Source organism: Burkholderia sp. Ac-20353 (assembly GCF_017104785.1).
GTDB lineage: Bacteria > Pseudomonadota > Gammaproteobacteria > Burkholderiales > Burkholderiaceae > Burkholderia.
In genome coordinates this window covers 1-24084 of sequence record NZ_JAAGPL010000086.1, presented here as the reverse complement: position 1 = coordinate 24084, position 24084 = coordinate 1, and the positions used below count along the sequence as shown (strand labels likewise).

Annotated in this window: 18 protein-coding genes; 7 read left to right on the top strand and 11 right to left on the bottom strand. The window is 65.5% G+C overall.

Features of this window, described 5'->3' with window-relative positions:
* Positions 1 to 14: 14 nt before the first annotated feature.
* The 7 genes from G3N94_RS23270 to G3N94_RS23240 all read right to left on the bottom strand — a co-directional run bounded on the left by G3N94_RS23270 (position 15) and on the right by G3N94_RS23240 (position 8549).
* Positions 15 to 365: a MarR family transcriptional regulator gene (locus G3N94_RS23270; RefSeq protein ID WP_241022033.1), complete on the bottom strand. Its 351-nt coding sequence runs from the start codon at positions 363 to 365 to the stop codon at positions 15 to 17.
* Positions 366 to 484: 119 nt separating this feature from the next.
* Positions 485 to 1969, bottom strand: a complete 1485-nt coding sequence (locus G3N94_RS23265; RefSeq protein WP_205794912.1) for an MdtP family multidrug efflux transporter outer membrane subunit — start codon at positions 1967 to 1969, stop codon at positions 485 to 487.
* The gene (gene mdtO, locus G3N94_RS23260) at positions 1966 to 4071 is read right to left on the bottom strand and encodes a multidrug efflux transporter permease subunit MdtO (protein WP_205794911.1); all 2106 of its coding nucleotides are present in this window, start codon (positions 4069 to 4071) and stop codon (positions 1966 to 1968) included. Before mdtO ends, G3N94_RS23265 begins: the two co-directional genes overlap by 4 nt.
* A gap of 46 nt (positions 4072 to 4117) precedes the next feature.
* Positions 4118 to 5173 (bottom strand): multidrug transporter subunit MdtN, encoded by a 1056-nt coding sequence (mdtN, locus tag G3N94_RS23255; RefSeq protein ID WP_205794910.1) that lies wholly within the window; start codon positions 5171 to 5173, stop codon positions 4118 to 4120.
* Between the two features lie 15 nt (positions 5174 to 5188).
* A complete protein-coding gene (locus G3N94_RS23250; protein ID WP_241022032.1) occupies positions 5189 to 5494 on the bottom strand; it encodes a YtcA family lipoprotein in 306 nt (101 codons plus the stop codon).
* Between the two features lie 231 nt (positions 5495 to 5725).
* The gene (locus tag G3N94_RS23245; RefSeq protein ID WP_205794909.1) at positions 5726 to 6808 is read right to left on the bottom strand and encodes a porin; all 1083 of its coding nucleotides are present in this window, start codon (positions 6806 to 6808) and stop codon (positions 5726 to 5728) included.
* Between the two features lie 97 nt (positions 6809 to 6905).
* Positions 6906 to 8549, bottom strand: coding sequence for a fatty acid--CoA ligase (locus G3N94_RS23240; protein WP_205794908.1), 1644 nt, complete (start codon positions 8547 to 8549; stop codon positions 6906 to 6908).
* A gap of 302 nt (positions 8550 to 8851) precedes the next feature.
* Between G3N94_RS23240 and G3N94_RS23235 the strand changes: the two genes are divergently transcribed.
* Positions 8852 to 11698 carry a LuxR C-terminal-related transcriptional regulator gene (locus G3N94_RS23235; protein WP_205794907.1) on the top strand — a complete coding sequence of 949 codons (2847 nt, stop codon included), beginning with the start codon at positions 8852 to 8854 and terminating at the stop codon, positions 11696 to 11698.
* 69 nt (positions 11699 to 11767) lie between these two features.
* Here the strand turns inward: G3N94_RS23235 and G3N94_RS23230 are convergent, their stop codons facing one another.
* Positions 11768 to 13027: a helix-turn-helix domain-containing protein gene (locus tag G3N94_RS23230; RefSeq protein ID WP_205794906.1), complete on the bottom strand. Its 1260-nt coding sequence runs from the start codon at positions 13025 to 13027 to the stop codon at positions 11768 to 11770.
* 354 nt (positions 13028 to 13381) lie between these two features.
* Between G3N94_RS23230 and G3N94_RS23225 the strand changes: the two genes are divergently transcribed.
* Entirely contained in the window at positions 13382 to 13969 is a 588-nt protein-coding gene (locus tag G3N94_RS23225; RefSeq protein ID WP_205794905.1) for a YigZ family protein, read from the top strand.
* Between the two features lie 274 nt (positions 13970 to 14243).
* Complete coding sequence (locus G3N94_RS23220) at positions 14244 to 14534, top strand: H-NS histone family protein (RefSeq protein ID WP_205794904.1); 291 nt, start codon at positions 14244 to 14246, stop codon at positions 14532 to 14534.
* Between the two features lie 37 nt (positions 14535 to 14571).
* Here G3N94_RS23220 and ppk2 read toward each other — a convergent pair whose 3' ends face one another.
* Both ppk2 and G3N94_RS23210 read right to left on the bottom strand, forming a co-directional pair.
* Complete coding sequence (gene ppk2 / locus G3N94_RS23215; RefSeq protein WP_205794903.1) at positions 14572 to 15501, bottom strand: polyphosphate kinase 2; 930 nt, start codon at positions 15499 to 15501, stop codon at positions 14572 to 14574.
* A 127-nt stretch (positions 15502 to 15628) separates the two neighbouring features.
* On the bottom strand, positions 15629 to 16099 hold the full coding sequence (locus tag G3N94_RS23210) for a helix-turn-helix domain-containing protein (protein WP_205794902.1): 471 nt from the start codon (positions 16097 to 16099) through the stop codon (positions 15629 to 15631).
* Positions 16100 to 16365: 266 nt separating this feature from the next.
* Between G3N94_RS23210 and G3N94_RS23205 the strand changes: the two genes are divergently transcribed.
* Both G3N94_RS23205 and G3N94_RS23200 read left to right on the top strand, forming a co-directional pair.
* Positions 16366 to 17286 carry an alpha/beta fold hydrolase gene (locus G3N94_RS23205; RefSeq protein WP_205794901.1) on the top strand — a complete coding sequence of 307 codons (921 nt, stop codon included), beginning with the start codon at positions 16366 to 16368 and terminating at the stop codon, positions 17284 to 17286.
* A 47-nt stretch (positions 17287 to 17333) separates the two neighbouring features.
* Entirely contained in the window at positions 17334 to 18542 is a 1209-nt protein-coding gene (locus G3N94_RS23200) for an MFS transporter (RefSeq protein ID WP_205794900.1), read from the top strand.
* On the opposite strand, the gene ggt is transcribed toward G3N94_RS23200, so the two are convergent.
* A complete protein-coding gene (gene ggt / locus G3N94_RS23195) occupies positions 18523 to 20238 on the bottom strand; it encodes a gamma-glutamyltransferase (protein WP_205794899.1) in 1716 nt (571 codons plus the stop codon). The two genes, G3N94_RS23200 and ggt, sit on opposite strands and share 20 nt — an antisense overlap.
* A 317-nt stretch (positions 20239 to 20555) precedes the next feature.
* Between ggt and G3N94_RS23190 the strand changes: the two genes are divergently transcribed.
* Both G3N94_RS23190 and G3N94_RS23185 read left to right on the top strand, forming a co-directional pair.
* The gene (locus G3N94_RS23190) at positions 20556 to 21080 is read left to right on the top strand and encodes a metal-dependent hydrolase (RefSeq protein WP_205794898.1); all 525 of its coding nucleotides are present in this window, start codon (positions 20556 to 20558) and stop codon (positions 21078 to 21080) included.
* 151 nt (positions 21081 to 21231) lie between these two features.
* Positions 21232 to 24084: DEAD/DEAH box helicase (locus G3N94_RS23185; RefSeq protein WP_205794897.1), on the top strand; the 2853-nt coding region annotated here is incomplete at its 3' end.

The following is a 24084-nucleotide window of genomic DNA, read 5'->3' as shown; positions in this document are numbered from 1 at the left end:
TTCGTCGATGACGATTACACGCTGAGCGCGCCGAGCAACCGATGGAGAAACCGTTTGAGAAACCCCCGTTCCTCCTCGGACAGTCGACTCAGAATGACCCGCTCCGATTCGGCCAGTACGGAAGGGACTCGCTCCGCGAGCGCCAGCCCCGCGGGCGTCAGCGACAGGTCCAGCGTTCTGCGATCCTGACTGCTGCGCCGCCGCACGACCAACGCGCGACGTTCGAGCTCGCACGCGAGACGCGACAGACGGCTGGTACCGCAGCCGAGCAATCTCGCCAGCTCCTGACATGACATCGTCCCGCCGCGCGCAAGGTGCACGAGCGCACTTCCCTGCGACAGCGGAATCTCGAGCGTCGTCAACATTCTCTGGTTCAGCACGCGATTGATCGAGAGCTGAACGCCCAGCATCATCCGAAAGCCGTCTGCCTCGCGCGGCACACTCCCGGAACCTGTTTGCAAAAGCACGTCTGACATGTTCTGTACTACCGTGGGTTCAGGACAACCGGGGCGTCCGCCCGATATCCACCACCAAGCGCCTTGGTCAACGCGATGTCCTGACCGATCCGCTTACCGTCGATGTCGAGCAGCGCAACCTGCTCGAGGATCACGGCCTGCTTCGCCTCCACTGCGCTCAGCCGGCTCGCGAGCCCGCGCCGGTAATGGGCATCGGCGCTGTCCTGGGTAAACGTCACTGCACGGATCTTCTCCGTTTGCAGTTTCGCCTCGGCATCGAGGTCCTGCAGTCGACTGCCCGTCATCGCGACGTCGCGCACGGCGTTCAGCACCGACTGGTTGTACTGCAGGATCAGCAGGTTGCTCGCGGTACGGGCTCCCCCGAGATTCGCGTTGAGCCGGCCCCCGTCGAAAATCGGCAGGTACAGGCCCGGAACCAGATTGATCTGCTGGCTCGCATGCGTGAACAGGTCGCCCAGATGCAGCGCGTTGACGCCGAAGAAGGCCTTGATGTCGAAACTCGGATAGAACGCGGCCTTTGCCGCATCGATCTTGTCGAACGACGCTTCGACGTACCACCGCATCGCCTGCAGATCCGGGCGTCTCGCCAGCAATTCGTACGACAGCGTGGTCGGCAATGAAGATGGTGGAGTCGGCAACGGCACGGGCCTGATCTCGCCGAGATCTGCCGCCCCCGCTCCGATCAGCGCCCGCAGCGATTCGCGCAGTTGCGTGATGCGGCCTCGCGCGGCCACGATCTGCCGCTCGGTCGCCAGTTTCTGTGCGCGCGCAAGCTCCGTCTGCGTCTGCGGCTCGAGCCCCCGGGCCGCACGCGCGGCGTGCGCATTCATCGAAAACGTTGCGATGTCATGCAACTGCTCCAGCAGATCGATGAGGCGATAGCTTGTCTGGATGCCGTAGTAAAGCTGCGCGACGTCGGCCGCGACTTCCAGCTCCACGGCGGACGTCTCGACCAGCCGGGCATTCTGCACGCCCAGCGCCGCAGCCACCTGCGCACGCTGCTTGCCCCAGATATCGATGTCGAGACTCGCGCCGAGGCCCACGATGCCTTCCGTGTACCACGGCCCCGTCGCCCCCAATGGCGGCTGATTGCCGGAATAGGCGCCCAGAAAGCCGTTGCCCGACACCCGCTCCCGGTCCACCGACGCGAGCGCGGTCACTTGCAGGTTGGTGCCGGCTTTCACGAGGTCCACGTCGGACTTTGCCTGGGATACGCGTGTCCGCGCGATCGCCATCGTCGGCGAATCGGCGAGTGCCCGCTCGACCAGCGCCGCGAGTTGCGGATCATCGTAGCGCGTCCACCAGCGCGCCGACGGCCAGCCGTCGTTCGCAAGATGAATGTCGTCGGCGATGCGGATGCGTTCGGCATCGCGTGTCGCCGCCGGCTTCACGTCGTGACGAATCAGCGCGCACGCGGACATGCCGCACAGCAGTGCTGCGACGGCGATACGGCGCAACGACGTACAGGAAAATCGAATCAACGAATCGGTCATGCTTGCGAAGCTCGCGAAGTAAATGCTGAGACGGCAGGCTCCGGCGCCCATGCCGGCAGACCTGATATCTGATTTGCGAGGTTTCCGGCTCGGGTCAGCAATCGATCGTACGCGGCCCGCAGCGCGTCGGCCGGCTGCGTTGCCAGATCCGCCGCGCAGCATTCCGACAATGCGTCGACCGTGGCACGCGGCGGCACCTCGATCGCCAGCGGATGCTCGGCCAACGCGTGTGCATAGCCGTCGAGCAACGTGGCCAGCTCGGCCTGAAACGCGGTTGCCGCAGTCGCGGTCCGATCCGGCAATTTCAATGACCGCCGCTCGGCGCCGAAGGCATCGGTTGCCAGCAGGATTTCCCGGATCCGCGCAAGCAGGGTCTGCATGCGCAAGGTCAGGCCTTCGTGTTCGCCGTCTGCCATCTGCCAACCCGGCTCGAGCGCGACGCGCGCCGACATCGCCTCGTGGTCGCCCAACTCGGCCCAGAGACCGACAGGCACCGGCCCCGTCGCGTCCGTTCGAAGATGCTCGCCGATCCGGCGCAGCAGCTTCGCCGCGCGCTGGCGCAATGCTTCGCCCTCGGCCTCGGGCCACAGGCATGCGTGAATGACCGTCGATACGACCACGCCAAGCAAGATTCCAAGCATCCGGTCACGGATCTCGGTGAGATTGGTGGTCGGACCGAATTGCTCCAGCAACGCCAGCGCGAATGTAAACATGATCTGGATGCCCGCATAGCTGATGCGCTCCGAGCCCGCGGACACCCACGCGCCCAGCGCGATCACGGGCAATGCCATCATCAACAGCCCGACGATCCCGTCGAGATGCGGCACGACCCACACGACCATCGCGAGCGCCAGCACACTGCCGACTGCCGCGCCGCCGATCCGCAGCACCGCGCGCTGAGTGGTCGCACCCAGGCTCGGCTGCGCGACGATCAAACAGCTCAGCATCATCGTGTGAATGCCCGGCCAATCGGTCGCGATATAGAAGACGTAGCTGAACAGCGCTGCCATCAGCGTCTTCAACGCGAACTGCGCATAGACCGGATTGGTGACGGCATCGGGCACCAGCAGGCGCTCCTTCTCGGCCGGAGATTGCACGGCAGGCGGCGCAGCCGATCGATCCGCGAACGCAAGCAACGCGTCGCGCATTTCCGCCAGCGCGCCGGGCAACCCGTCAGCCGTCAGATCGACCAGCGACCTCGGCGCGACAAATCGAGCGCCCGTCCTGATCGCACCGCCGAGAGCCCGGCATGCGTCACGCAGCACGGGGATCGCGTCGGCCGTCCATCCCGCGGTGGAGGCCGGCAGATGGCCGGTCGCGGCGTACAGACGCGAAACCGTCGCCACGCGTGCCAGGTGCAACGCGCGGTTTGCGCGATACCCTGCATCTCGCATCGTTGCGAAGCGGAGCAGTTTCTGGAGCGTCAGCGCGCCGGCCTGAATCTGGCGTGCGTCGGGCCCGGGCCCGCCTGTCGTCGCCGCCGTGCCACGCTCAAGTGCGGCCAGGCTTGCATCGATTGCATCCAGTTGCCCGCACATCGCAGCGTGGAGCTGGCGCACCGGCTCGGCGGGCAGGAACAGCGTATTGATCACGAGCGTCAGCGCGATCGCATAGTTGACCGCGACCCACAGCCACAACACCGCGCGCACCAGCAGTTCAGCCTGATCGGTCCGGTCGACAAAGGTCTGCGCGTAGATGACGACGAGACCGATGATGAAGAAGACGACGCCGATCCTGGCCACCCGCATCATGTAGACGCTGACAAAGAACAGCGCTGCGGCCAGCAGGATCCTGAGCAGCGGATAATCGTAGGTGAACTTGAACACGAGGATCGCGCTGCCGACCGCTACGGTCGACCCGATCACGAACAGCGTACCGATCAGCCGCGTCACCACGACGTTCGCCTGCGTAACGTAGAACACGACGATCAACGACACCGCCAGCAGCGGCACTTGCAGCGCCATCGACGTGACGATGACGATAGCGCTCGCGAGCACGCAGCGCAGGGTCACGTTCATGCGCCCCGGGTACGGCCGGATCTCGCCACCGACGAAGGTTGCAAGGCGTTGAAGACGGTTCGACAGGAGGGGCTCCGCGTTCATGTGTTGGTTAACGGGACGTAGCAGCGGGACGCATCAGCGGGACGCATCAGCGGGACGCATCGCGCGCGGACGCGTCGCGGTGCAGCGTGGCCACCGCCGAGGTGCCGATCCGGAATGTTTCCGGATCGGGGCTCTGCACCGCGATCTTCACCGGGAAGCGCTGCGACACATGCACCCAGTTGATGCTGCGTGCGACGCGCGGCAAGCCTTCGAGCACCACGCCGCCATCATCGGGCAGCACGCCATAGCTGATCGAATCGATCGTGCCGGTGAAATGCCTGCCCGTGTCGCTCATCAGGTAGACCGTGGCCGGCATCCCTGCACGCACGCCCTTCAGGTCGGTCTCGCGGAAATTAGCAATCACATACCAATGGCGCGTATCGATCAACGTAAAGACCGGCTTGAGCGCCGAAGCGAACTGACCGACCGTCGTGCGCAATGCGGCAACCCGCCCGTCAAATGGCGCACGCACCTCGGTGAACTCCAGGTTCAATTCCGCGATCGCGATCTGCGCGTCGACTTCGGCGCGTTGCGCCACCAGCGCATCCACGCCGCTCACCGCCGCGGAGGCCTGCTGTGCCTGCAACATCGCCGCGTTCAGCTCCGCCTGGGCCGCCCGCTGCGCGGTTCGGGCCCGATCGACGTCTTCCGCCGACGTGTAGCCTTGCGGCAGAAGCGGCTCCATGCGACGCAGCGTATCGGCCGCCTGACTTGCCTGGGCGCGCGACCGCTCGACCGCTGCCTTGACGGAATCGGCGTTGTATTGCTGCGCGTTGACCGAACGCTGCGTCAGCGCGATCTGCTTGTCGAGGGTCACGAGCCGTGCGCGAGCCTGATTCAGCGCATCCTGGTACGGCCGCGGATCGATCCGGAACAGCAAGTCCCCGCGCCTGACCGGCTGGTTGTCGCGCACCGGCATCTCGACGATCCGGCCGTTCACTTCCGGCACGACGTTGATCGTGTCGGCGTAGACATAAGCGTCGTCGGTCGTCGGTGCATGATCGAGGCGCCACACGACAACGCCGAGCAGCACCAGTGCGGCAACGACGATGAGCAACGCAGGAAAGGACTTTTTGCGCGAGGCGCCGGAAGCGTCGGACATATGCGGTACGCGTGATCAGTGAGGAAAGAAAAGCAGCCAGAAGGCCATCGCGAGCAACGCGGAAAGCGCCGGGTAGCTGACGGCCAGCGGCGCGAGCAAGCCGCGCTTGCCCCGCTTGCCCAGTGCGACGTGTACGATCACGGTACCCACGACGCCACCCACGATGCAGAACAGCCAGTCCGGAAATGCCGCACCGAATACGGCGACGGACGGCGCGGGCACACATCCTTCGAGCAACAGGCTTGCCGCAATCGAAACGAGAGTCAGGGCGGTAGACGAGCGCATCGGCAAAATACTCACGGCAACGGACAAGAGCGGCATGACGGGATGCCGACAGGTTGATTCAATGATTGAATGAACACGACGAGAGAAAGCTCGGACGGGCTGCCGCGAACGCCAGGCGCCTGTGCTGTCTCCGGGCTGGAAGTACACATCGGACCGGGACCGCGCATCGCGCGACCCGGTTTTCGATAGTAAGTGCAGAGGAAGCGCGCGGATATTGTGACTATCAAACACCGGGATTGTGAGTATTCACAATCCCGACGCCGCGGCCTAGAACGTATGACGAATGCCGACCACCGCGCCCACCGTCGTACCGGGTCCCTCGTACAGCGCGCCGTTGACCGCGAGTCCGGTGTCCATCAGCCCGTGGTTATGTACCAGCCCGACCTGTCCATAAAGGGTCGTCGCCTTCGACATGAAATACCGCAACCCGACTGCAGTCAGGACCGAATGATTGGCGGTCTTGTTGCCGTCACTCGTCACCCACGCTCCCGCGTCGGCTTCGACTGCGGGTGTGAAGGTGTAACTTGCGCCGGCTCCGTACACCCGGTTGTCGAACGCGCCGCTCACCTTGTAGAGCGCGTAAGAGCCCTTGACGGTCAGACTTCCGAAATTGTAAGCAGCGCCGATCGTACGTCCGGTCACCGGCACGGTGCTGGGAATCGGCGTCGCTGCCGTGCCGCCCGCGTTACCGTTGTAGAGTGCCGCCGTGACGAGGAGTCCGCCTGCCTGGTATTTCAGGCTGGCCGAATATTGGCGCCCCGACTGGAAATCCCCCGCCTTGCCGCCGAATCCGAACATCGCACTGCCCTGGAAGCCCGCGATCACCGGGCTCGTATAGGAAACGGCGTTCTGATTGAACAGCCCCGTCACCAGCAGGTTGTCAACGTAGATGACCGCACCGCTGCCAAAATACGCAATGTCGCGCGGGTCGGACGCGATCAGCGACAGCACGAACGGCGAGTATTGCAGGCCGGCCTTGATCGTCCCGAAATCGCCGCTCAGGCCGATCCATGCCTGACGGCCGAACATGTTGCCGTTCGAATTGCCAAACTTGCCGCTCGGGATATCGATGCCGCTCTCGAGCACAAACGTGGCCTTCAGCCCGCCACCCAGATCTTCGACGCCTCTCATGCCGAAGCGCGACGCCGACGCGGCACCGTCGACCATCGCAAACTTGTGGCCGTCATTCGCCCCCGTCGCCGTATTCAGCGATTTGCTCGTGTAGAGCAACGCCGCATCCAGTACGCCATACAACGTGACGCTGCTCTGCGCGTGCGCCAGTCCCGACGTCGTACCCAGCGATGCCGCGACAAAAATGCCGAGTGCTCCCTGACGCAGTGGTGATTTCATTCATATCCTCCAAGTCTCGATCGTTATTTTCAAAAATGGCGGCGCCCTGTTCCTGAGTCGCTACGTCAGTCGAGCGGGGCCGCCTGATACGCGCCGATCACGCGGTCGCGTACCGGCTGCGCAGTGCTCGCTTGTTGATCTTGCCGACGCTGGTTTTATCTAGTGACTCGACGAACACGATCGATTCGGGTATCGCATGTTTCGACAGCAGTCCGCGTTCGACGAACCCGGCCAGGTGTGCGTGGATCGCGCGTTCGTCCACAACCGCGTCGGCCTTCGGCACGACGAGCGCCAGCGGGCGCTCCCCCCATTTCTCGTCCCGGATGCCGATGACGGCGACCTCCGCGACCGCCGGGTGACGCGAGATCAGGCTCTCGAGCTCGATCGACGACACCCATTCGCCACCGCTCTTGATCACGTCCTTGATACGATCCGTGACCTGCAGATACCCGTCGCTGTCGATGATCCCGATATCGCTCGTATGGAGATACCCGCCGGCCCAGAGCGCGTCCGACGCTTCCGGGTTGTCGAGATAGCCCTGCGTCAGCCACGGCGCCCGCACGACGATTTCACCGGGCGTCTTGCCGTCATGCGCAACGTCGTGCATCCCGCTATCGACGACGCGCAGATCGACCAGCGGGATCGGCAAGCCGGTCTTCGTCCGGGCATCCAGTGCCTGCGATGCATCGTCGAGCATCGATGTCTTGACCTGCGCGATCGTCAGCACCGGACAGGTCTCGGACATGCCGTAGCCGGCAAAGATGTCGATGCCCCGGTCCAGCGCGAGCTGAGCCAGGCCCTTGGGCAGCGCCGAGCCGCCGACGATCACTTTCCAGCGACTGAGGTCGATGTCCTTTGCCGCGGGATGGGTCAGCAGCATCTGCATGATGGTCGGCACGCAGTGCGAAAAGCTGACCTTCTCGCGGCGGACCAGATCCAGCAGCATCTCCGGCATGTAGCGTCCGGGGTAAACCTGCTTGATCCCGAGCACGGTGGCGACGTACGGCAGCCCCCACGCATGGACGTGGAACATCGGCGTGATCGGCATGTACACATCGTCTCGATCGATGCGGCCTTGCTTCGGCGAACTCGCGAGCGCGGCCGTCGTTGCCAGCGTATGGAGCACGATCTGGCGATGCGTAAAATAGACGCCTTTGGGTGTGCCCGTCGTGCCGGTCGTGTAGAACGTCGTGGCCCGTGTGTTCTCGTCGAAATCGGCGAAGTTGAAATCCGGCGAAGCTTCCGCCAGCAGCCGCTCGTACTCGTTGTCGAAGCATTCGGGCACGGGGGTCGCGCCGCTGTCGTCGATCAGCACGAACCGTTCGATGTGGTGCAATCCGCCCCGGATCGTATCGAGCACGGGGAGGAATTCCGCGTTGACCAGCAGCACGGATGCGCCCGAGTGGTTCAGCGTGTACGCGATCTGCTCGGGCGAAAGCCTGACGTTGACCGTCATCAGCGTGGCGCCCATCATCGGGATGCCGAAATAGCATTCCAGATAGCGGTGACTGTCCCAGTCCATCACGGCGACCGTGTCGCCCGGCTTCACGCCCGACGCCTGCAAGCCGCTGGCCAGTTGTCCGATGCGATGACGCAGCGTCCAATAGTCGTAACGCACCTGCCCTCGGTAAACGATCTCCTGCTCCGGGTTGACCGCAAGCGGCGTAAGTAACAGCTGCTTGATCAGCAGCGGGTACGCACTGGCCGATGACGGCTGACCGGTGAGCGATGCGGAACGCACAATAGACTCCTCGATGGACGGGTGACTGGCTGGTGACGGAGGCTCGATTCGGCGAGACACGTCTTGCGCGACGCGAAACGAAGCGAAACGAAACGAAGCGAAGACCGCGTCGTCGTGCCGAACCGACGTGAACCTGATGCAAGGCTACGAGGAGGCGGGAGAAATGTGGGCTCGCTCAAAGGGGAGGGTCGACGCGGGCGTCGGGGGGGCATGCGAGCCCTCCCCCCCTACCGTGGGAAAACCCTCATCACCCTCACCACGACTGCGATTATCATGGCGTGGTGAATTCCGGACTGATCGCAATGAACTTACCGACCGATTCTGATGAACATCCTTGGAATCTCTCGTTAATACAAACGAAAATGACGCCGCCGCGCCCGCCCCGGTTCCGGGTGACGCGACGGACGCTGTTGAAGAGATTGGCCGGTGCGGCCGAGCATACGGTCACCCTGATCATCGCGCCGGCGGGGTTCGGGAAGACAACGACGCTGTCGGAATGGTGCGAAGTGCTTCGCACCCGGCATCAGCTCGTCGCGTGGCTCAGCCTGGACGATGACGACGACGATCCCGACCAGCTCGGCGCTTATCTCGTCGCATCGTTGAGCCGCGGCACGGGCGGCATCGGGCAGCAAGCCGAAAAGCTGTTGCGCAATGATCCGGTGACCCCGGGCAGCACCGTCATCTCGGTGCTGCTCAACGAAATTGCCGCGTGCGGCAGGCAGGTCTTTCTGATCCTGGACGACTTCGACCGCCTCACGTCCCCCCCGGTACGCGCAGCGGTGTTACGGCTGCTGCGCTATGCCCCCGCGAATTTCCACGTGCTGCTCGGCGCGCGTGGCGAGCCCAGGCTGGCGCTTGCACAGTTCCGTACGCAGGGCCAGCTTCTGCGGATCGACGAATCCGACCTGCGCTTTTCCGCGGATGACGCGCAAGCGTTCTTCTCGCGCACGGGCACCGCGGCGCTCGATCGCACCACCGTCGAGATGCTCAACGACGCGACCGAAGGATGGATCGCAGGCTTGCAACTCGCGTCCCTGTCGCTGAAGGAAGCCGCGGACGCGGGCAAAGTGGCGCGCGATCTCGCCGGCAACCGCTTCGGCATCGACGCGTATCTCGACGATGCCGTTCTGACGCGCCTTCCGCCCGCCGTCTATCAGTTTCTGCTTCGGACGTCGATTCTCGATCGCCTGAATCCCGGCCTGTGCGACGCGATCATGGGCGCCGGTGCGCGCAGCTGGGAGAAGCTCGACTGGCTGGAGCGTCACAACCTGTTCATCCGTTCGCTCGACGACGAGCGGCAATGGTTCCGGTATCACGCACTGCTGTCCGACGCGCTCAGGCGGCGTGCTGCCCGGCAACTCGCCGACGAAATACCGAGGCTTCACCACCGGGCCAGTCAGTGGTTTGCGAACGAGCGGCAGTGGCCGGACGCCGTGCGCCATGCACTCGCCGCCGGCGCGACGCTGCAGGCCGCGACCTGGGTCGAAAACTGCGCGATCGCGTTGATGGATCGCTGCGACGTGAGCGCGTTGTTGAGCCTGATCGCCAGGCTGCCGCCTCAGCTGGTGGAGTCGAGACTACGCTTGCGGCTTGCCAAGGCATGGGCGCTTACCTTTCTGATGCGCATGCCGGAGGCCGAAGACGTGCTGCGGCCGGCGATCTCCGACTTCGCGCGCCGCCAGGCCGGTAGCGCCGATAACTCCGATAACGCCCGGATCGAAGACGAACAGGACGCAACGCTGCCGGTCGAGATGATCGCCGTCGACGCGGCCATTTCCGGCTTTGGCGACGATAGCTACCGATCGCTCGAGCTCGGGCGGGAAGTCGCGTCGTCATCGCTACCTGTGTCGGCGTGGGTCAGACGGCTCGCGGAATCGGCGCAGATGTTCGGCCTGATATACGACAGCCGCTTCGACGAGGTCGAGCAGATCAGACGCGAAACGACGACCGTCCCGACCGGCTATCACGAGTTCATCTACGCGAGCGTCTACCGCGAATGCATGTTCGGACTGAACTTGCTGACGAATGGTCGCCTGCAGGAAGCGGCGGCGCTGTTCGAATCGGCTATCGCACACGCGGAAGCGAACGTGCTGCGCAACTCCGCTGCGGCGGCGATTCCGGCCGGCTACCTGGCAGCGCTCTGTTACGAGCAGAACGATTTGCCGCGTGCCCGGCAATTGATCGACGACCGCTCTGCAATCACCGCGGAAGCCTGTCCGCTCGGTTCCCTGACGAACTATTGCCGTACCGCGGCCCGGCTCCATGCGAGGAACAACGATATTGCGTCGGCGTTGCTCTGCCTGAAACAGGCGACCGAAATCGCCACCTCCCGACACTGGTTGCGCATGCATGCATCGTGCGCCGCCGACATCGTGCGCTTATGTCTGCAGCATGGCTGGATCGATCGCGCCACGGAAGCCGCCGACGCATTGGACGCACTGATGCCCGAGCAGATGCCGATGCCGAAGGGCAGCTTCATCGAGACGTGGGCAAGCTGGTGCGAGGTCCACGCCCGGATCGACATCGCGACAGGCAAGCCGGCGCGCGCCGCCGAACGGCTCGACGAATTGAAGAACACGCTCGTGCGGGCCGGAATGAATTATCTCGCGGCGCGGATATCGCTGTTGCACGCATTGGCGCTGCAGCAGGAGAACGCGCACGACGGCGCACACGACAACGCGCATGACGGCGCGCATGACCGCGCGTTCGACGCACTCGAGCACGCACTGTGCTACGCACAGTCGAACGGGATGATCGCCAGTTTCGTCGACGAAGGCGAACCATCGCTGCGCCTGCTGACGAAATGGGCCCTCGAAACGCCCGACCGTGGCGGTGTTCAACAGATCTTCCTCGACCGACTGCTCGCCGCGTTCGACCAGCATCCGGCGCCGGCGGCCGACGGCGATTCGCGAGCTGCGCGAAACCTGCTCAGCTCCCGCGAGATCGAGATCCTCAACCATATCGCCCATGGCCTGTCCAACAAGGAAATCGGACGCGCATTGCGTGTTGCGCCAGAAACCATCAAGTGGCATTTGAAGAACATCTTCGAGAAGCTCAAGGTCGGCTCCCGATTCGAGGCCGTCCAGAGCGGGCTGGGCGTTACCCCGATCGATCGCGGCGACGCCAAGGAATCCGATTCCCGGAGCTAACGAACGAACGCCCGGCACCCCTGAAGTTTTCCCGGCCTTGCACGACGCCAACGCGCGGGCCGGGGCTCGCTACGCGTGCATCCGTCGAAGCTTGAGCGCGATTTCGAACCTGGCGATCCACGCTGCGTCGTCGAGCTTCGCTCCCGTGATATTTTCCACGCGATCGAGCCGGTGATCGAGCGTGTTCGGATGGATGCCCAGCGCGGCTGCCGTGACCTTCCGTCGCTGCATGTTTGCAAAGAAGGTCTCGAGCGTCAGCACGATCTCCGGCTCGCTCGACACTTCCTCGATCAGCGAAAGCAGGTAGTTCCGCGCGCTGTCGTTGCTGCGTATGCACTCCTCCAGCACGATGTCCGAATAGCGATGCATCCGTTGCCCGGCATTCAGGCTGCGCCCGAAATCCAGCGCGCGTAGCGCTTCCTCCGCGGACGCAGCCCAGCCTTTCGCCCCCGCACTTGCCAGACCGATACCGACCAACGCGACCGAAGCGACCGAAGGAAGTCCGTCGAGCAAGGCGAACATGCTTTCGGCGACGCGCCTGTCGCTCGCGCTTGCCGATTCATCGTGAATGCATGGCGCCCAGACGACCAGCCGGTCGCGATGCCAGACGTCGATCAGACTGTCTCTTGCCGTCTTCAGATGCCGCGCGACAGCGAGCATGACGCGATCGGCCTCCTCTTCGGAATGCGGTGCGCTGCGATCGAGGCGCTCCGACTCGATTGCGATCGCGATCCGGCGAACCGAGTGGTCGAGGCCCAATGCGTTGGTGATCTTGCGGAATGCGTCGTCATCGCCGGCATGGCTGAAGATGATTTCGTGCAGCTGATATCGCAACGACTCTCGCCAGCGCGCCTGCTGATGCTGCTCGTCGAGATAGGCGCGCGAAATCAGCTGCGCCATATCGTCGAAATAGTCCATCAGGTAAGGCGAAATCACGAAAAGCAGCTCGTCGCGCAACGCGTCGTCTTCGTTGCCGAGCTCGGCGCACTTGCGCCACACCTCTCTCAGCCCGACGCGAAACGCTCGAAGCAGCGACGGCAGCGGAATGCCCTGATGAACCCGTCTGCGGCCGAACTCCTGAAATACATCGAGATCATCGGACGACGGAAACGTTCCGGCAAACAGGGATTCGAACCACATCCGCTCCGACAGCGAGATGGAATCCATGATGTCTTTCCTGACGGCAGACGAGAGGTCTTCGTAGCCCTCGATGCGGGTCAGCGCCGCATAGGTCCGCTCGATCACTTCCGACGGGTCCAGCGCCAGCTCGCCGAGCTTCGCGCGCATCGCCGCAGATATTTCCGGAACGTTGACGTTTCCTGTGTGCATCTTTCCTCTTGCTACGTTGCTGGATCGGCGACGACGACGATTCTTTCAGATTTCGGCGCCACGGTCATCCCGGTGGAGACCGGTTGCGTTACGCAAGGCCCGGTGGCCGACACGCCCGGCCGGCGCCATCGCATCCCGACAGATCGACCGCGTGTCTCGCGTCCCGACAGCATCGAAATGCTTCGATGCCGCGTCGCTGTAAAATTGTTCTTTTCATCCTGCTCGCGCCAAGCAGGCACGAAGCACGCACGATGCAGGCGATCGATACCCGAACGCATCGATGTCGATCCACATCGACCCACGCAATCAGACCCGTAGACCTTTGTTTTTCATACGTTTAACGTCTCCCGGAACATGACTTACTCGCTCGCCACCACCTACACCCGGGAACTCGAAATCCGCAAGAGCCGCTTCATCGCGCATGCGATCCCGGTCGAGGACCGCGACGCCGCGATGCAGGCGCTGCAACGCCTGCGCGACGAACACCCGACGGCGACGCACGTCTGCTGGGCGCTGCTCGCCGGCGGCCAGTCGGGGATGTCGGACGACGGCGAGCCGTCCGGCACCGCGGGCCGGCCGATCCTCGAGGTGCTGCGCCACCACGACCTCGACGGCGTGCTGGGCGCGGTCGTGCGCTACTACGGTGGCGTCAAGCTCGGCGCGGGCGGCCTCGTGCGCGCGTACACGGACGCGATCGCGTCGACGCTGCTCGATGCGCAACGCGTCGAACGGATCCGCCTGACGCGCCTCGCGATCGAGATCGGCTATCCGGACGAAGCGCGCGTGCGCCGCTGGATCGAGCAGGCCGGCTACGAGCTGGCCGACAGCGCGTACGGGATGACCGTGCGGCTCGTGATCAAGCTGCCCGTCACCGCCGAGAGCGACGCGCGCACCGTGCTGTTCGACCTCACGCTGGGGCGATCGGGCTTTCCGGATCTGTGACGTCACGGCGGCCCCACCCCGAATAACCGCAAGTTATCCGTCGATTCCCCCGAAAATTCGGATCAGTCCGATAGCAAAAACGTCCGCTGAAATCTACTCTCATGCGGTCTTCCCGATAGCCGTCGTGTAAACGGTCTGCCGGCAGACCGGGCCGGCGCCGCGCATACAGCGCGCGCCGCGTCCGCTTGGCGCGCCTCGGCCGGGTGTGCCGACATGCGGAATCCCGCATGACGCGTCATCGATAAGTCGATATCAACTATGGGACAACCGACGCATGCAGCGTGTTCAGAAACTGCAAGCCCAGCTTGCAGAACTCGACAGGAAAATCAGGATCGCCCGCCGCGCGGAACGCAATACCGCGCTGGAGCAGGTGCGACAGATCGTCACGGCCTATGCGCTGACCGCGCGGGAAGTGTTCGGGCAAGGCTACAGCGACCGCGCGAAACTGTTCACGGTCGGCCCGAAATACCGCGATCCGGCCACCGGCGCGACGTGGAGCGGACGCGGTCGCGCGCCGACATGGATCGTCGGGCGCGACCGCGCCGCGTTCCTGATCCGGGAATGACGGCCCGCCGCCCGGTATGGCGCGGCCGGCACCGCGTTCAATACAGTTCCGGCACGATCATGTTTTCCGGCACGGGCCGGCGGATGTAGTCCTCGTGATGCTCGCGCTGCGGCAAATCGATCGATGCGCGCGGCACCTCGTGATACGGCACCTGGCTCAGCAGATGGTGGATGCAGTTCAGGCGCGCGCGCTTCTTGTCGACCGCCTGCACGACCCACCACGGCGCCTCGGGAATATGCGTGCGCTGCAGCATCTCCTCCTTCGCGACGGTATACGCCTCCCAGCGGCGTCGGCTTTCCAGATCCATCGGGCTCAGCTTCCACTGCTTCAGCGGATCCTCGATGCGATGCTGGAAGCGCCGCTCCTGCTCGGGATCGGTGATCGAAAACCAGTACTTCACGATCTGGATGCCGCTGCGCACGAGCATCTTCTCGAATTCCGGCACCGACCGGTAGAACTCCTCGTATTCGTCGTCGGTACAGAAGTTCATCACGCGCTCGACACCCGCACGGTTGTACCAGCTCCGGTCGAACAGCACGATCTCGCCGCCCGCCGGCAGGTGCGCGACATAGCGCTGGAAATACCACTGCGTGCGCTCGCGGTTGCTGGGTGCGGGCAGCGCGGCCACGCGGCATACGCGCGGATTCAGGCGCTGCGTGATGCGCTTGATCGCGCCGCCCTTGCCCGCCGCATCGCGGCCTTCGAAGATCACGACGAGCCGGTGCCCGGTGCTGACGACCCAGTCCTGCAGCTTGACGAGTTCGCCCTGCAGGCGGAACAGCTCGCGGAAATAGCGCTTGCGCGCCTCGCGACGCTCGGACGAGAACAGCAGGTCGTCATCGTCGAAACGGCGATCGTCGAGCTCCATCTCGAGTTCCTCGTCATACGCGTCGACGAGATCCTCCTCGAGCCGGCGCTGGCGCGCCTCCATTGCTTCCGCATCGATGCGGGTGTCGTTGTCGCCCATGGGGCCTCCTTCGATGACGCAACGAAATCGGGCCATTATCGCAGGCGGGCGCGCGAGAATGATGAAAGGAAGATGTCAACTACGAACGGCCGGCGCTTGCTGCAATGCAGCCCTCATTGTCGCCCCGTCATTCCTGCCCGGACGCGTTGACGCCAGGCGGCAGCAACACGACCGTGTCCTCGGGCCCAAGCACGCGCCCGTCCTGCGAGCGCAGCTCCAGCTTCCTGACGGGAAGCCCGGTCTTCCTGTCGACCAGCAGCACGTGCGCCTCGTCCGGGTCGAAGAAGAAATCCTCGCCCCACTGCCGCAGCGCGACGAGCAGCGGAAACAGCCCGCGCCCCTTCTCGGTCAGCACGTATTCGCGGTGCGCGCCGCCGTCGGCTGCCGGCACCGCATCCATGATCCCGTGAGCGACCAGGTTGCGCAGACGGGCCGCCAGGATGTTCTTCGCCAGGCCGAGACTCTTCTGGAATTCGCCGAACCGGCGCAGGCCGTCGAATGCGTCGCGGACGATCAGCAGCGACCACCAGTCGCCGATCGCGTCCAGCGGGCGGGCAACGCCGCAGGGTGAATCCTGGTGGGTGGTTCGCCTGTTCATCGATACGTCCTGTGCTGCCGTTCGCGCAGCTTCATCGGCGGCCAGAACGGCCGCCATTCCTCGTGTTTTGTCGGTTGCAATATAAAACCTGACGAGCCAAAAATCAATCGCGGGGGATCGACCGGTCCGCCTCCTCTCCTGCCGCCATTCAGTCTGTCCGATTCCGCCACACCGTCAAAATGGTTGCAAATTGAAACCGGACATCCTAAGCTCCCGCATGGTTTCAATTTGAAACCAGAAAGCTCAACTCTCGAAAGGAGCGCCCGATGATCCGGTTCGACGCCACGTTCGGTGGCACATTTCCGTTCACCCCGCATTTCGACGATGCGTCCGGCTTCCGGATGCATTACGTGGACGAAGGTCCGCGCGACGGCGAGACCGTCCTGTGCCTGCATGGCGAGCCCACCTGGGGCTACCTGTTCCGCCACCTGATTGCGCGGCTGAGCCGCACGCATCGGGTCGTCGTTCCCGATCACATGGGCTTCGGAAAAAGCGCAGCGCCGCAGGATCGCAGCTACTGGCTGCAGGATCACATCGACAATCTGGAGCGGTTCGTGCTCGCGCTCGACCTCGATCGCGTGACGCTCGTGATGCACGATTTCGGCGGCCCCGTCGGGATGGGGCTCGCGGCCCGCCACCCGGACCGTATCCGGCGCATCGTATCGACGAACGGGCCGACGCCGTTCGGCCAGGCTGATCTTTTCGATCGTTTGATCGCGAACGGCCGCGATGCGCCGTGGTTCCAGTGGATCACCCGCGCAGCGGCGGACGGCAGCCTGGAGCCCGTCCTCGGACAACTCGGCTTCAACATGCTGAGCACACTGAAGCTCAACGGTTTCGAGAACCACGCGATCATCACCGACGACTGGCTCGCCGCCTACGCCGCGCCGTTCGCGAGCCCCGCCGACTGTGTCGGCGCGATCGGCTGGGCGAAAGGATTTGCGACGAGCGCACATCGGTTCGAAGTGCCCGACGCGGCGGCAATACGTGCGATACGCGACAAGCCCGCGCTCGCGATCTGGGGCGATGCCGACCGCACGCTCGGCGCCGATCACTTCCTGCCGCTGTTCAGCGCGCTGTTTCCGTCCGCGCCGGTCGAGCGCCTTGCGGGCGTCGGGCACTACTGCCTCGAGGACGCTCCCGAAGCCGTCACGGCCCGAATCCTGCAATTCATCCTGAACCACTGATCGCGTTTCTTCCGAACGACCGCCCCAACCCCACGGAGTCCACCTTCATGTCCACCTGCACTACGGCGCCGCAATCCGATGCGGTATCGCCGCTTCACCGCTGGCTGGCGATCGTCGTCCTCGCCGTCGCCACCTTCACCATCGTCGTCACGGAATTCGCACCCATCGGCCTCCTGTCGTCGATCGCCGGCGATCTGCACGAGCGTCCGGCAACCGTCGGCCTCATCGTGTCGGCCTACGCGTGGATCGGCGCGGGCAGCGCGCTACTGTCGGCCGTGCTGCCGAACCACTTTCCCGCCAAGCCGCTGCTGATCGGCCTGATGCTGCTGCTCGCGGCGTCGAGCGGCGTCTCCGCGGTCGCGCCCGTGTTCCCGGCGCTGATGCTGGCGCGCATCGCGGGCGCGCTCGCACACGGCATCTTCTGGGCGATGGTCGCCGCGCTGGCCACGCAGATCGCGCCGCGCGACCGGATCGGCGTCGCGACCGCCGTCGTGTTCGGCGGCATCTCGATAGCGAGCGTGCTCGGCGTGCCGCTCGTCAACGTGATCGGCCAGCACTGGGACTGGCGGGTCGCGTTCGGTTTGCTGAGCGGGTTGAGCCTGCTGACGGCGCTGTTGATGGCCGCGGCATTGCCGACGATCCGGGCCGAAGGCGCGGTCGGCGGCAAGGCGCTCGCCGGGGTGCTGCGGAACCGTGCGCTGTGGGTCGCCTATGCGGTCGCGATCTTCACGGTCGCGGCCCACTTCGGCGCGTTCACGTTCATCGAGCCGTATCTGCGGCAGATGCCGGGCGTGGCCCCCTCCGCCGTCGCGCCGCTGCTGTTTGCGTTCGGCGCAGCGGGGCTGCTGGGCAACGTGCTGACGGGATTGGCCATCGACCGCCATTTCAAGCTCGTGATCGTCGCAGCACTGGTGTTCATGTGCGCTGCGCTGATCGGGCTGGGCTGGCTCGTGCCGCGCACCGGGATCGCAACGGCGGTGGCGTGCCTGCTCGCATGGGGCGCCGCGATCTCCGCGTTGTTCGTCGGGATCCAGACGTGGGTGCTGCGCGCGGGCGGCGCAGCCGCGATACCTGCGTCGGCGCTCTATACGACGGTTTTCAACGGTGCGTCGGGCGTCGGCGCGATGGCCGGTGCGGCGATCCTCGCCCGCACCGGGCTTTCCGACGTCATGCTTGCCGCCGGTGGCGGCGTCGCTTGCGCCACTGTCGTCGTGGCAGCGGCTGCGCGCGGCAGGGTCAGTCGATCACCCGCGTGACCCCACGCCCGCGCGGATCGGCCACCGCGTCCGGCGTCTTGCCGTCGATCTTGATCGCCTGGATGTCGCCGCTGAAATCCTGTCCTTCCAGCTTGTAGCCGCGCGCCTCGACATCCTTCGCGAGTTCGCCGTCGATCGGGCGGTACGGCTCCCAGAAGATCGTGTTCGGCGGCAGCAACTGGTGATGGAAGCGCATCGCGCCGACCGCTTCCTTCAACGGCATCCTGAAGTCGTAGATGTTGTTGATCACCTGGAAGATCGACGTGAAGATCCGCGAACCGCCCGGCGTGCCGATCACGAGCGCGACCTTGCCGTCCCGCGTCAGGATCGTCGGCGTCATCGACGACAGCGGCCGCTTGTTCGGCTCGATCGCGTTGGCGTCCGCGCCGACGACGCCGAATGCGTTGGCGACGCCCGGCTTCGCGGAGAAGTCGTCCATCTCGTCGTTGAGCACGATGCCCGTGCCGTCCGCGATCATCCCCGAGCCGAAATAGCCGTTGATCGTGTACGTGTTCGACACCGCGTTGCCCCACTTGTCGACGACCGAGAAGTGCGTCGTCTCCGCCTTCTCCGGCATCGACGTGCCGAGGCCCGGCTGCACGCTGTTCGTGTCCGCGATCTGCGTCGGGCTCACTTCCGCCGCGCGCTTCGCGATGTACGCGTCGTCGGTCAGCTGCGCGACCGGCACCTTGTAGAAGTCCGGATCGCCGAGGTACTGCGCGCGATCGGCGAACACACGCTTCTCGATCTCGGCGATCAGGTGCACGTATTGCGGCGAATTGAGCGTGACGCCGTCGAAGTCCTGCTTCCGGTCGGCCTTCATCTTCAGCAACTGCACGAGCCCGATCCCGCCCGAGCTCGGCGGCGGCGCGGTGATCACGCGATAGCCGTTCCAGTTCGCCTGGATCGGCTCGCGCCAGACCGCGCGGTATTGCTGCAGGTCCTGCTTCGTGATCAGCCCGTTGCCGGCCTTCATCGACGCGGCGATCAGCTCGGCCGTCCTGCCGTCGTAGAAATCCTTCGCGCCGTCGTTCGAGATTCGCGTGAGGACGGCCGCGAGATCCGGCTGCCTGAAGTTCGCGCCGGCCTTCATCGTGCCGAAGTACTTGTCGAAATTGGTCTTGCCGCCGAATTCCTTCGACGCGTCGACGCCGCGCTGCGCGAGCTGCTCGTCGACGATGAAGCCGTCGCGCGCGTAGTGGATCGCCGGCGCGAGCACCTGCTTCCACTTCAGCTTGCCGAAGCGCTTCTGCGCTTCCCACATCCCCGCGACCGTGCCGGGCACGCCGACCGCGCGGTTGCCGTACAGGCTCATGCCGGGCACGACTTCGCCCTGCTTGTCGAGGTACATGTCTTTCGTGGCGGCGAGCGGCGCGCGCTCGCGGTAGTCGAGAAAGTACGGCTTGCCGTCGACGTAGAGCGTCATGAAGCCGCCGCCGCCGATGTTGCCCGCTTCCGGATACGTGACGGCGAGCGTGAATGCGATCGCGACCGCAGCGTCGATCGCATTGCCGCCTTCCTTGAAGATCCGCTCCGCGGCATCCGCGCTGTACTTGTCGGCGACGGCGACCGCCGAACTCGTCAGGACGGCATGCTGCGGACTCTTCGCATACGCGGGCGCGGCCGGCAGGAAGCCGATGCCGGCCGCGGTAGCGACGACGATGGCGGAGGTTTTGAAGCGATCGAACGTGCGCATTGCGTGTCTCCCATGTGAGCGCGTTTCAAGGCCGAAGAATTCGCTTCATTTGCTTATAGCCGTGAGACCGTTGCGCCCAATAACAGGGATTCGTAGTCGTGGCGCTGTCAATTGGCCTATCGTCAGGCGATACTACGAATCACGACGAATCCGCCCCCGTCACCGTCGCATACGCGAAATATCCTCGCCCGGATCTCCCGCGCCGCGCGCCGATCTGAGAAGATGGCGCCCCTTCGCATTTGCGCCGCCCCGACGTTTTCCGTTCGTACTCTTTTCGTTCGTTTTCTTTCCCGTTTTCTTTCCCGTTTTCTTTCCGTATGGCATCACACAACGCACATCATGCGAGCGGCTTTGCGGCCGGCCTGATTGCCGCCGTTCTCGTCGCGCAGAGTGGCGCGACCGGCCCGTGGCATGCGGGCATCCTCGCCGCATTCGCGGCCGGCGTCGCCGGCGGCACCGCGCCCGACTGGCTCGAAATCGCCTGGTGGAGCCGCAAGCGCCGGCTCTGGATCACGCATCGCACCGTCACGCATTGGGGTATCGGCTGGGTCGCGCTGCTCGCGCTCGGGTGGCACGGGCTCGCGCATCATCCGCATCCGCTGTGGGCCGCGCCGCTGTTCGGCTTCGCGTGCGGCGGGCTGATGCACCTGCTCGCCGACTGGCCGAATCCGCTCGGCGTGCCGTGGATCTGGCGGCGTCACTCGCTGAACCTGTGGAACAGCGGGAACTGCGACCTGATCGTGGTCGGTGCGGCATGGGCCGGCGCACTGTGGCTCGCGCAATCGGTGTGGACGCACGCGCCCGCGCTGCAGCAGTGGCTTGGGTGGCTGCGTCGCGTGTAGCGGTCGCGTGGGCGTTGGCTCGGCGTTCCCCCCTCTGAATGTCCTCCGTGCTCCGCTGAGCCGCCCGGCACGCGCGTGCGACGTCTGGCACACTGACGGTTCGCGCGCGCCGCACTGCGCACCCGTGCTCGCACCCTGATTCGCCGCTTCGATGGACGTCACCGCCACCTGCTCTGCCAACTGCGCCGCCGCCAGCGTGCTCGACGTGTTCCACCCCGCCGTCGCCGCCTGGTTCCAGCGCACGTTCGCCGCGCCGACCGGCGCGCAGGCGCTTGCATGGCCGCATATCAAGGCCGGCCGCTCGACGCTCGTCGCCGCACCGACCGGCTCCGGCAAGACGCTCACCGGCTTCCTGTGCGCGATCGACGATCTCGTGCGCGATGCACTCGCGCACGACGGCACGCTGCCCGACGCGACGCTGACCGTCTACGTGTCGCCGCTGAAGGCGCTGTCGAACGACATCCACGTGAACCTCGAAGCACCGCTCGCCGGCATCGCCGAGACGCTCGCGCAGCTCGGCCTGCCGGTGCCCGCGATCCGCACCGCGGTGCGCACCGGCGACACCACGCAGGCCGAGCGCGCGGCGCTGCGCAAGCGCGCGCCACACATCCTCGTGACGACGCCGGAATCGCTGTACGTGCTGCTGTCGTCGACGTCCGGTCGCCAGATGCTGTCGACCGTGCGCTCGGTGATCGTCGACGAGATCCACGCGTTGGCCAACAGCAAGCGCGGCAGCCATCTCGCGCTGTCGCTCGAACGGCTCGACGCGTTGGCCGGACGCGCGCTGCCGCGCATCGGGCTGTCGGCGACGCAAAAGCCGATCGACGCGGTCGCGCGCTTCCTGGTAGGCGGGCCTGCGGACGCGCCGCGCGACTGCACGATCGTCGACACGGGCCACGCACGCGAGCGCGACCTCGCGCTCGAATTGCCGAACGTGCCGCTCGAACCGGTGATGGCAACCGACGTGTGGGAACAGCTGTACGACCGGATCGCCGGGCTCGCCGCTGCGCACCGCACAACACTCGTGTTCGTCAACACGCGGCGCACCGCGGAGCGCATGGCGCGCCATCTCGCGGACCGGCTCGGCAAGGACGCGATCGCCGCACATCACGGCAGCCTCGCGAAAGAACACCGCTTCGACGCGGAACAGCGCCTGAAGCGCGGCGAACTGAAGCTGCTGGTCGCGACCGCGTCGCTGGAACTCGGCATCGACATCGGCGATGTCGATCTCGTCTGCCAGGTCGGCTCGCCGCGCGGCATCGCGCCATTCCTGCAGCGCGTCGGCCGTTCCGGGCACCATGTCGGCGGCGTGCCGAAGGGGCGCCTGTTCCCGCTGTCGCGCGACGAACTCGTCGAATGCGCGGCGCTGCTCGACTGCGTGCGGCGCGGCGAACTCGACACGCTGCGGATCCCCGACGCGCCGCTCGACGTGCTCGCGCAGCAGATCGTCGCGGAAGTCGCGTGCGCCGAATGGCAGGAAGACGCGCTGTATCGATGCTTCACGCGCGCGGCGCCGTATGCGCGCCTGCCGCGCGAGCGGTTCGACGACGTGATGCGGATGCTCGGCGAAGGTTTCAGCAGCCGGCGCGGCGTGCGCGCCACGTACCTGCATCGCGACGTGGTCGGCGGCACGGTGCGCGGGCGGCGCAACGCGATGATGACCGCGACGACCTCCGGCGGCACGATCCCCGACATGGCCGACTACGCGGTGTTGCTCGAACCGCAGGGCATCCAGGTCGGCACCGTCAACGAGGATTTCGCGATCGAGAGCCTGGCCGGCGACGTGTTCCAGCTCGGCAACCAGTCGTACCGGATCATTCGCGTCGAGACGGGCCGCGTGCGCGTCGAGGATGCGCAGGGTCAGTCGCCGAACATCCCGTTCTGGCTCGGCGAAGCGCCGGGCCGCAGCGACGAGCTGTCGGCCGCGGTCGGCCGGCTGCGCGCGCGGCTCGACGCGCTGTTCGCGGACGGTGATCGGCACGCGAGCGGTAGCGCCGTCGAAAGCCGTCTCGCCCCCGCTGTGCGCTGGCTCGTCGACGACCTGCGGCTGTCTCCCGACGCCGCACGCCAGATCGCCGACTATCTCGCGCGCAGCCGCGCGGCGCTCGGCGCGTTGCCGACGCAGCACACGCTCGTGATGGAGCGCTTCTTCGACGAATCCGGTGGCACGCAACTCGTAATCCATTCGCCGTTCGGCAGCCGCATCAACCGCGCTTGGGGCCTCGCACTGCGCAAGCGCTTCTGCCGCACGTTCAACTTCGAGCTGCAGGCCGCGGCGACCGACGACGCGATCATCCTGTCGCTGTCGCTCGCGCACAGCTTCGCGCTCGACGAAGTCTGGCGCTACCTGCGCGCGGCGAGCGCCGAGCACGTGCTCGTCCAGGCGCTGCTCGACGCGCCGCTGTTCGGCGTGCGCTGGCGCTGGAACGCGACGACGGCGCTCGCGCTGCCGCGCTACACCGGCGGCAAGCGAACCGCGCCGCAACTGCAGCGGATGAAGAGCGAGGACCTGCTCGCGACCGTGTTCCCCGATCAGGTCGCGTGTCTCGAGAACATCGTCGGCGAGCGCGAGATTCCACATCATCCGCTCGTCGACCAGACGCTCGACGACTGCCTGCACGACGCGATGGATACCGACGGCTGGCTCGCGCTGCTGCACCGGATCGAAAGCGGCGCGCTCGAGCTGGTCGCCCTCGACCTGCCCGCGCCGTCGCCGCTTGCGGCCGAGATTCTGAACGCGAAACCGTATGCATTCCTCGACGACGCGCCGCTCGAAGAGCGCCGCACGCAGGCGGTGCAGGCGCGCCGCTGGAGCGACCCCGAATCCGCGGACGATCTCGGCGCGCTCGACGCCGACGCAATCGCCGCGGTGCGCGACGAAGCGTGGCCGCTCGTGCGCGATGCGCACGAGCTGCACGACGCGCTGCTCACGCTCGCGTGCGTGACCGACGACGAAGCGCGCGCGCGGGACGGCTGGCCCGCGTGGCTCGCGGAACTGGCCGGG

What these genes read in the sequence shown, in the direction of transcription:
- G3N94_RS23245 (WP_205794909.1), bottom strand. Translation starts at nt 6,808, where the DNA reads ATGAAATCACCACTGCGTCAGGGAGCACTCGGCATTTTTGTCGCGGCA.
- mdtO (WP_205794911.1), bottom strand. Translation starts at nt 4,071, where the DNA reads ATGAACGCGGAGCCCCTCCTGTCGAACCGTCTTCAACGCCTTGCAACC.
- ppk2 (WP_205794903.1), bottom strand. Translation starts at nt 15,501, where the DNA reads ATGGGCGACAACGACACCCGCATCGATGCGGAAGCAATGGAGGCGCGC.
- G3N94_RS23235 (WP_205794907.1), top strand. Translation starts at nt 8,852, where the DNA reads ATGAACTTACCGACCGATTCTGATGAACATCCTTGGAATCTCTCGTTA.
- G3N94_RS23270 (WP_241022033.1), bottom strand. Translation starts at nt 365, where the DNA reads ATGTTGACGACGCTCGAGATTCCGCTGTCGCAGGGAAGTGCGCTCGTG.
- G3N94_RS23190 (WP_205794898.1), top strand. Translation starts at nt 20,556, where the DNA reads ATGGCATCACACAACGCACATCATGCGAGCGGCTTTGCGGCCGGCCTG.
- G3N94_RS23265 (WP_205794912.1), bottom strand. Translation starts at nt 1,969, where the DNA reads ATGACCGATTCGTTGATTCGATTTTCCTGTACGTCGTTGCGCCGTATC.
- G3N94_RS23250 (WP_241022032.1), bottom strand. Translation starts at nt 5,494, where the DNA reads ATGCCGCTCTTGTCCGTTGCCGTGAGTATTTTGCCGATGCGCTCGTCT.
- G3N94_RS23210 (WP_205794902.1), bottom strand. Translation starts at nt 16,099, where the DNA reads ATGAACAGGCGAACCACCCACCAGGATTCACCCTGCGGCGTTGCCCGC.
- G3N94_RS23225 (WP_205794905.1), top strand. Translation starts at nt 13,382, where the DNA reads ATGACTTACTCGCTCGCCACCACCTACACCCGGGAACTCGAAATCCGC.
- ggt (WP_205794899.1), bottom strand. Translation starts at nt 20,238, where the DNA reads ATGCGCACGTTCGATCGCTTCAAAACCTCCGCCATCGTCGTCGCTACC.
- G3N94_RS23205 (WP_205794901.1), top strand. Translation starts at nt 16,366, where the DNA reads ATGATCCGGTTCGACGCCACGTTCGGTGGCACATTTCCGTTCACCCCG.
- G3N94_RS23200 (WP_205794900.1), top strand. Translation starts at nt 17,334, where the DNA reads ATGTCCACCTGCACTACGGCGCCGCAATCCGATGCGGTATCGCCGCTT.
- G3N94_RS23230 (WP_205794906.1), bottom strand. Translation starts at nt 13,027, where the DNA reads ATGCACACAGGAAACGTCAACGTTCCGGAAATATCTGCGGCGATGCGC.
- mdtN (WP_205794910.1), bottom strand. Translation starts at nt 5,173, where the DNA reads ATGTCCGACGCTTCCGGCGCCTCGCGCAAAAAGTCCTTTCCTGCGTTG.
- G3N94_RS23220 (WP_205794904.1), top strand. Translation starts at nt 14,244, where the DNA reads ATGCAGCGTGTTCAGAAACTGCAAGCCCAGCTTGCAGAACTCGACAGG.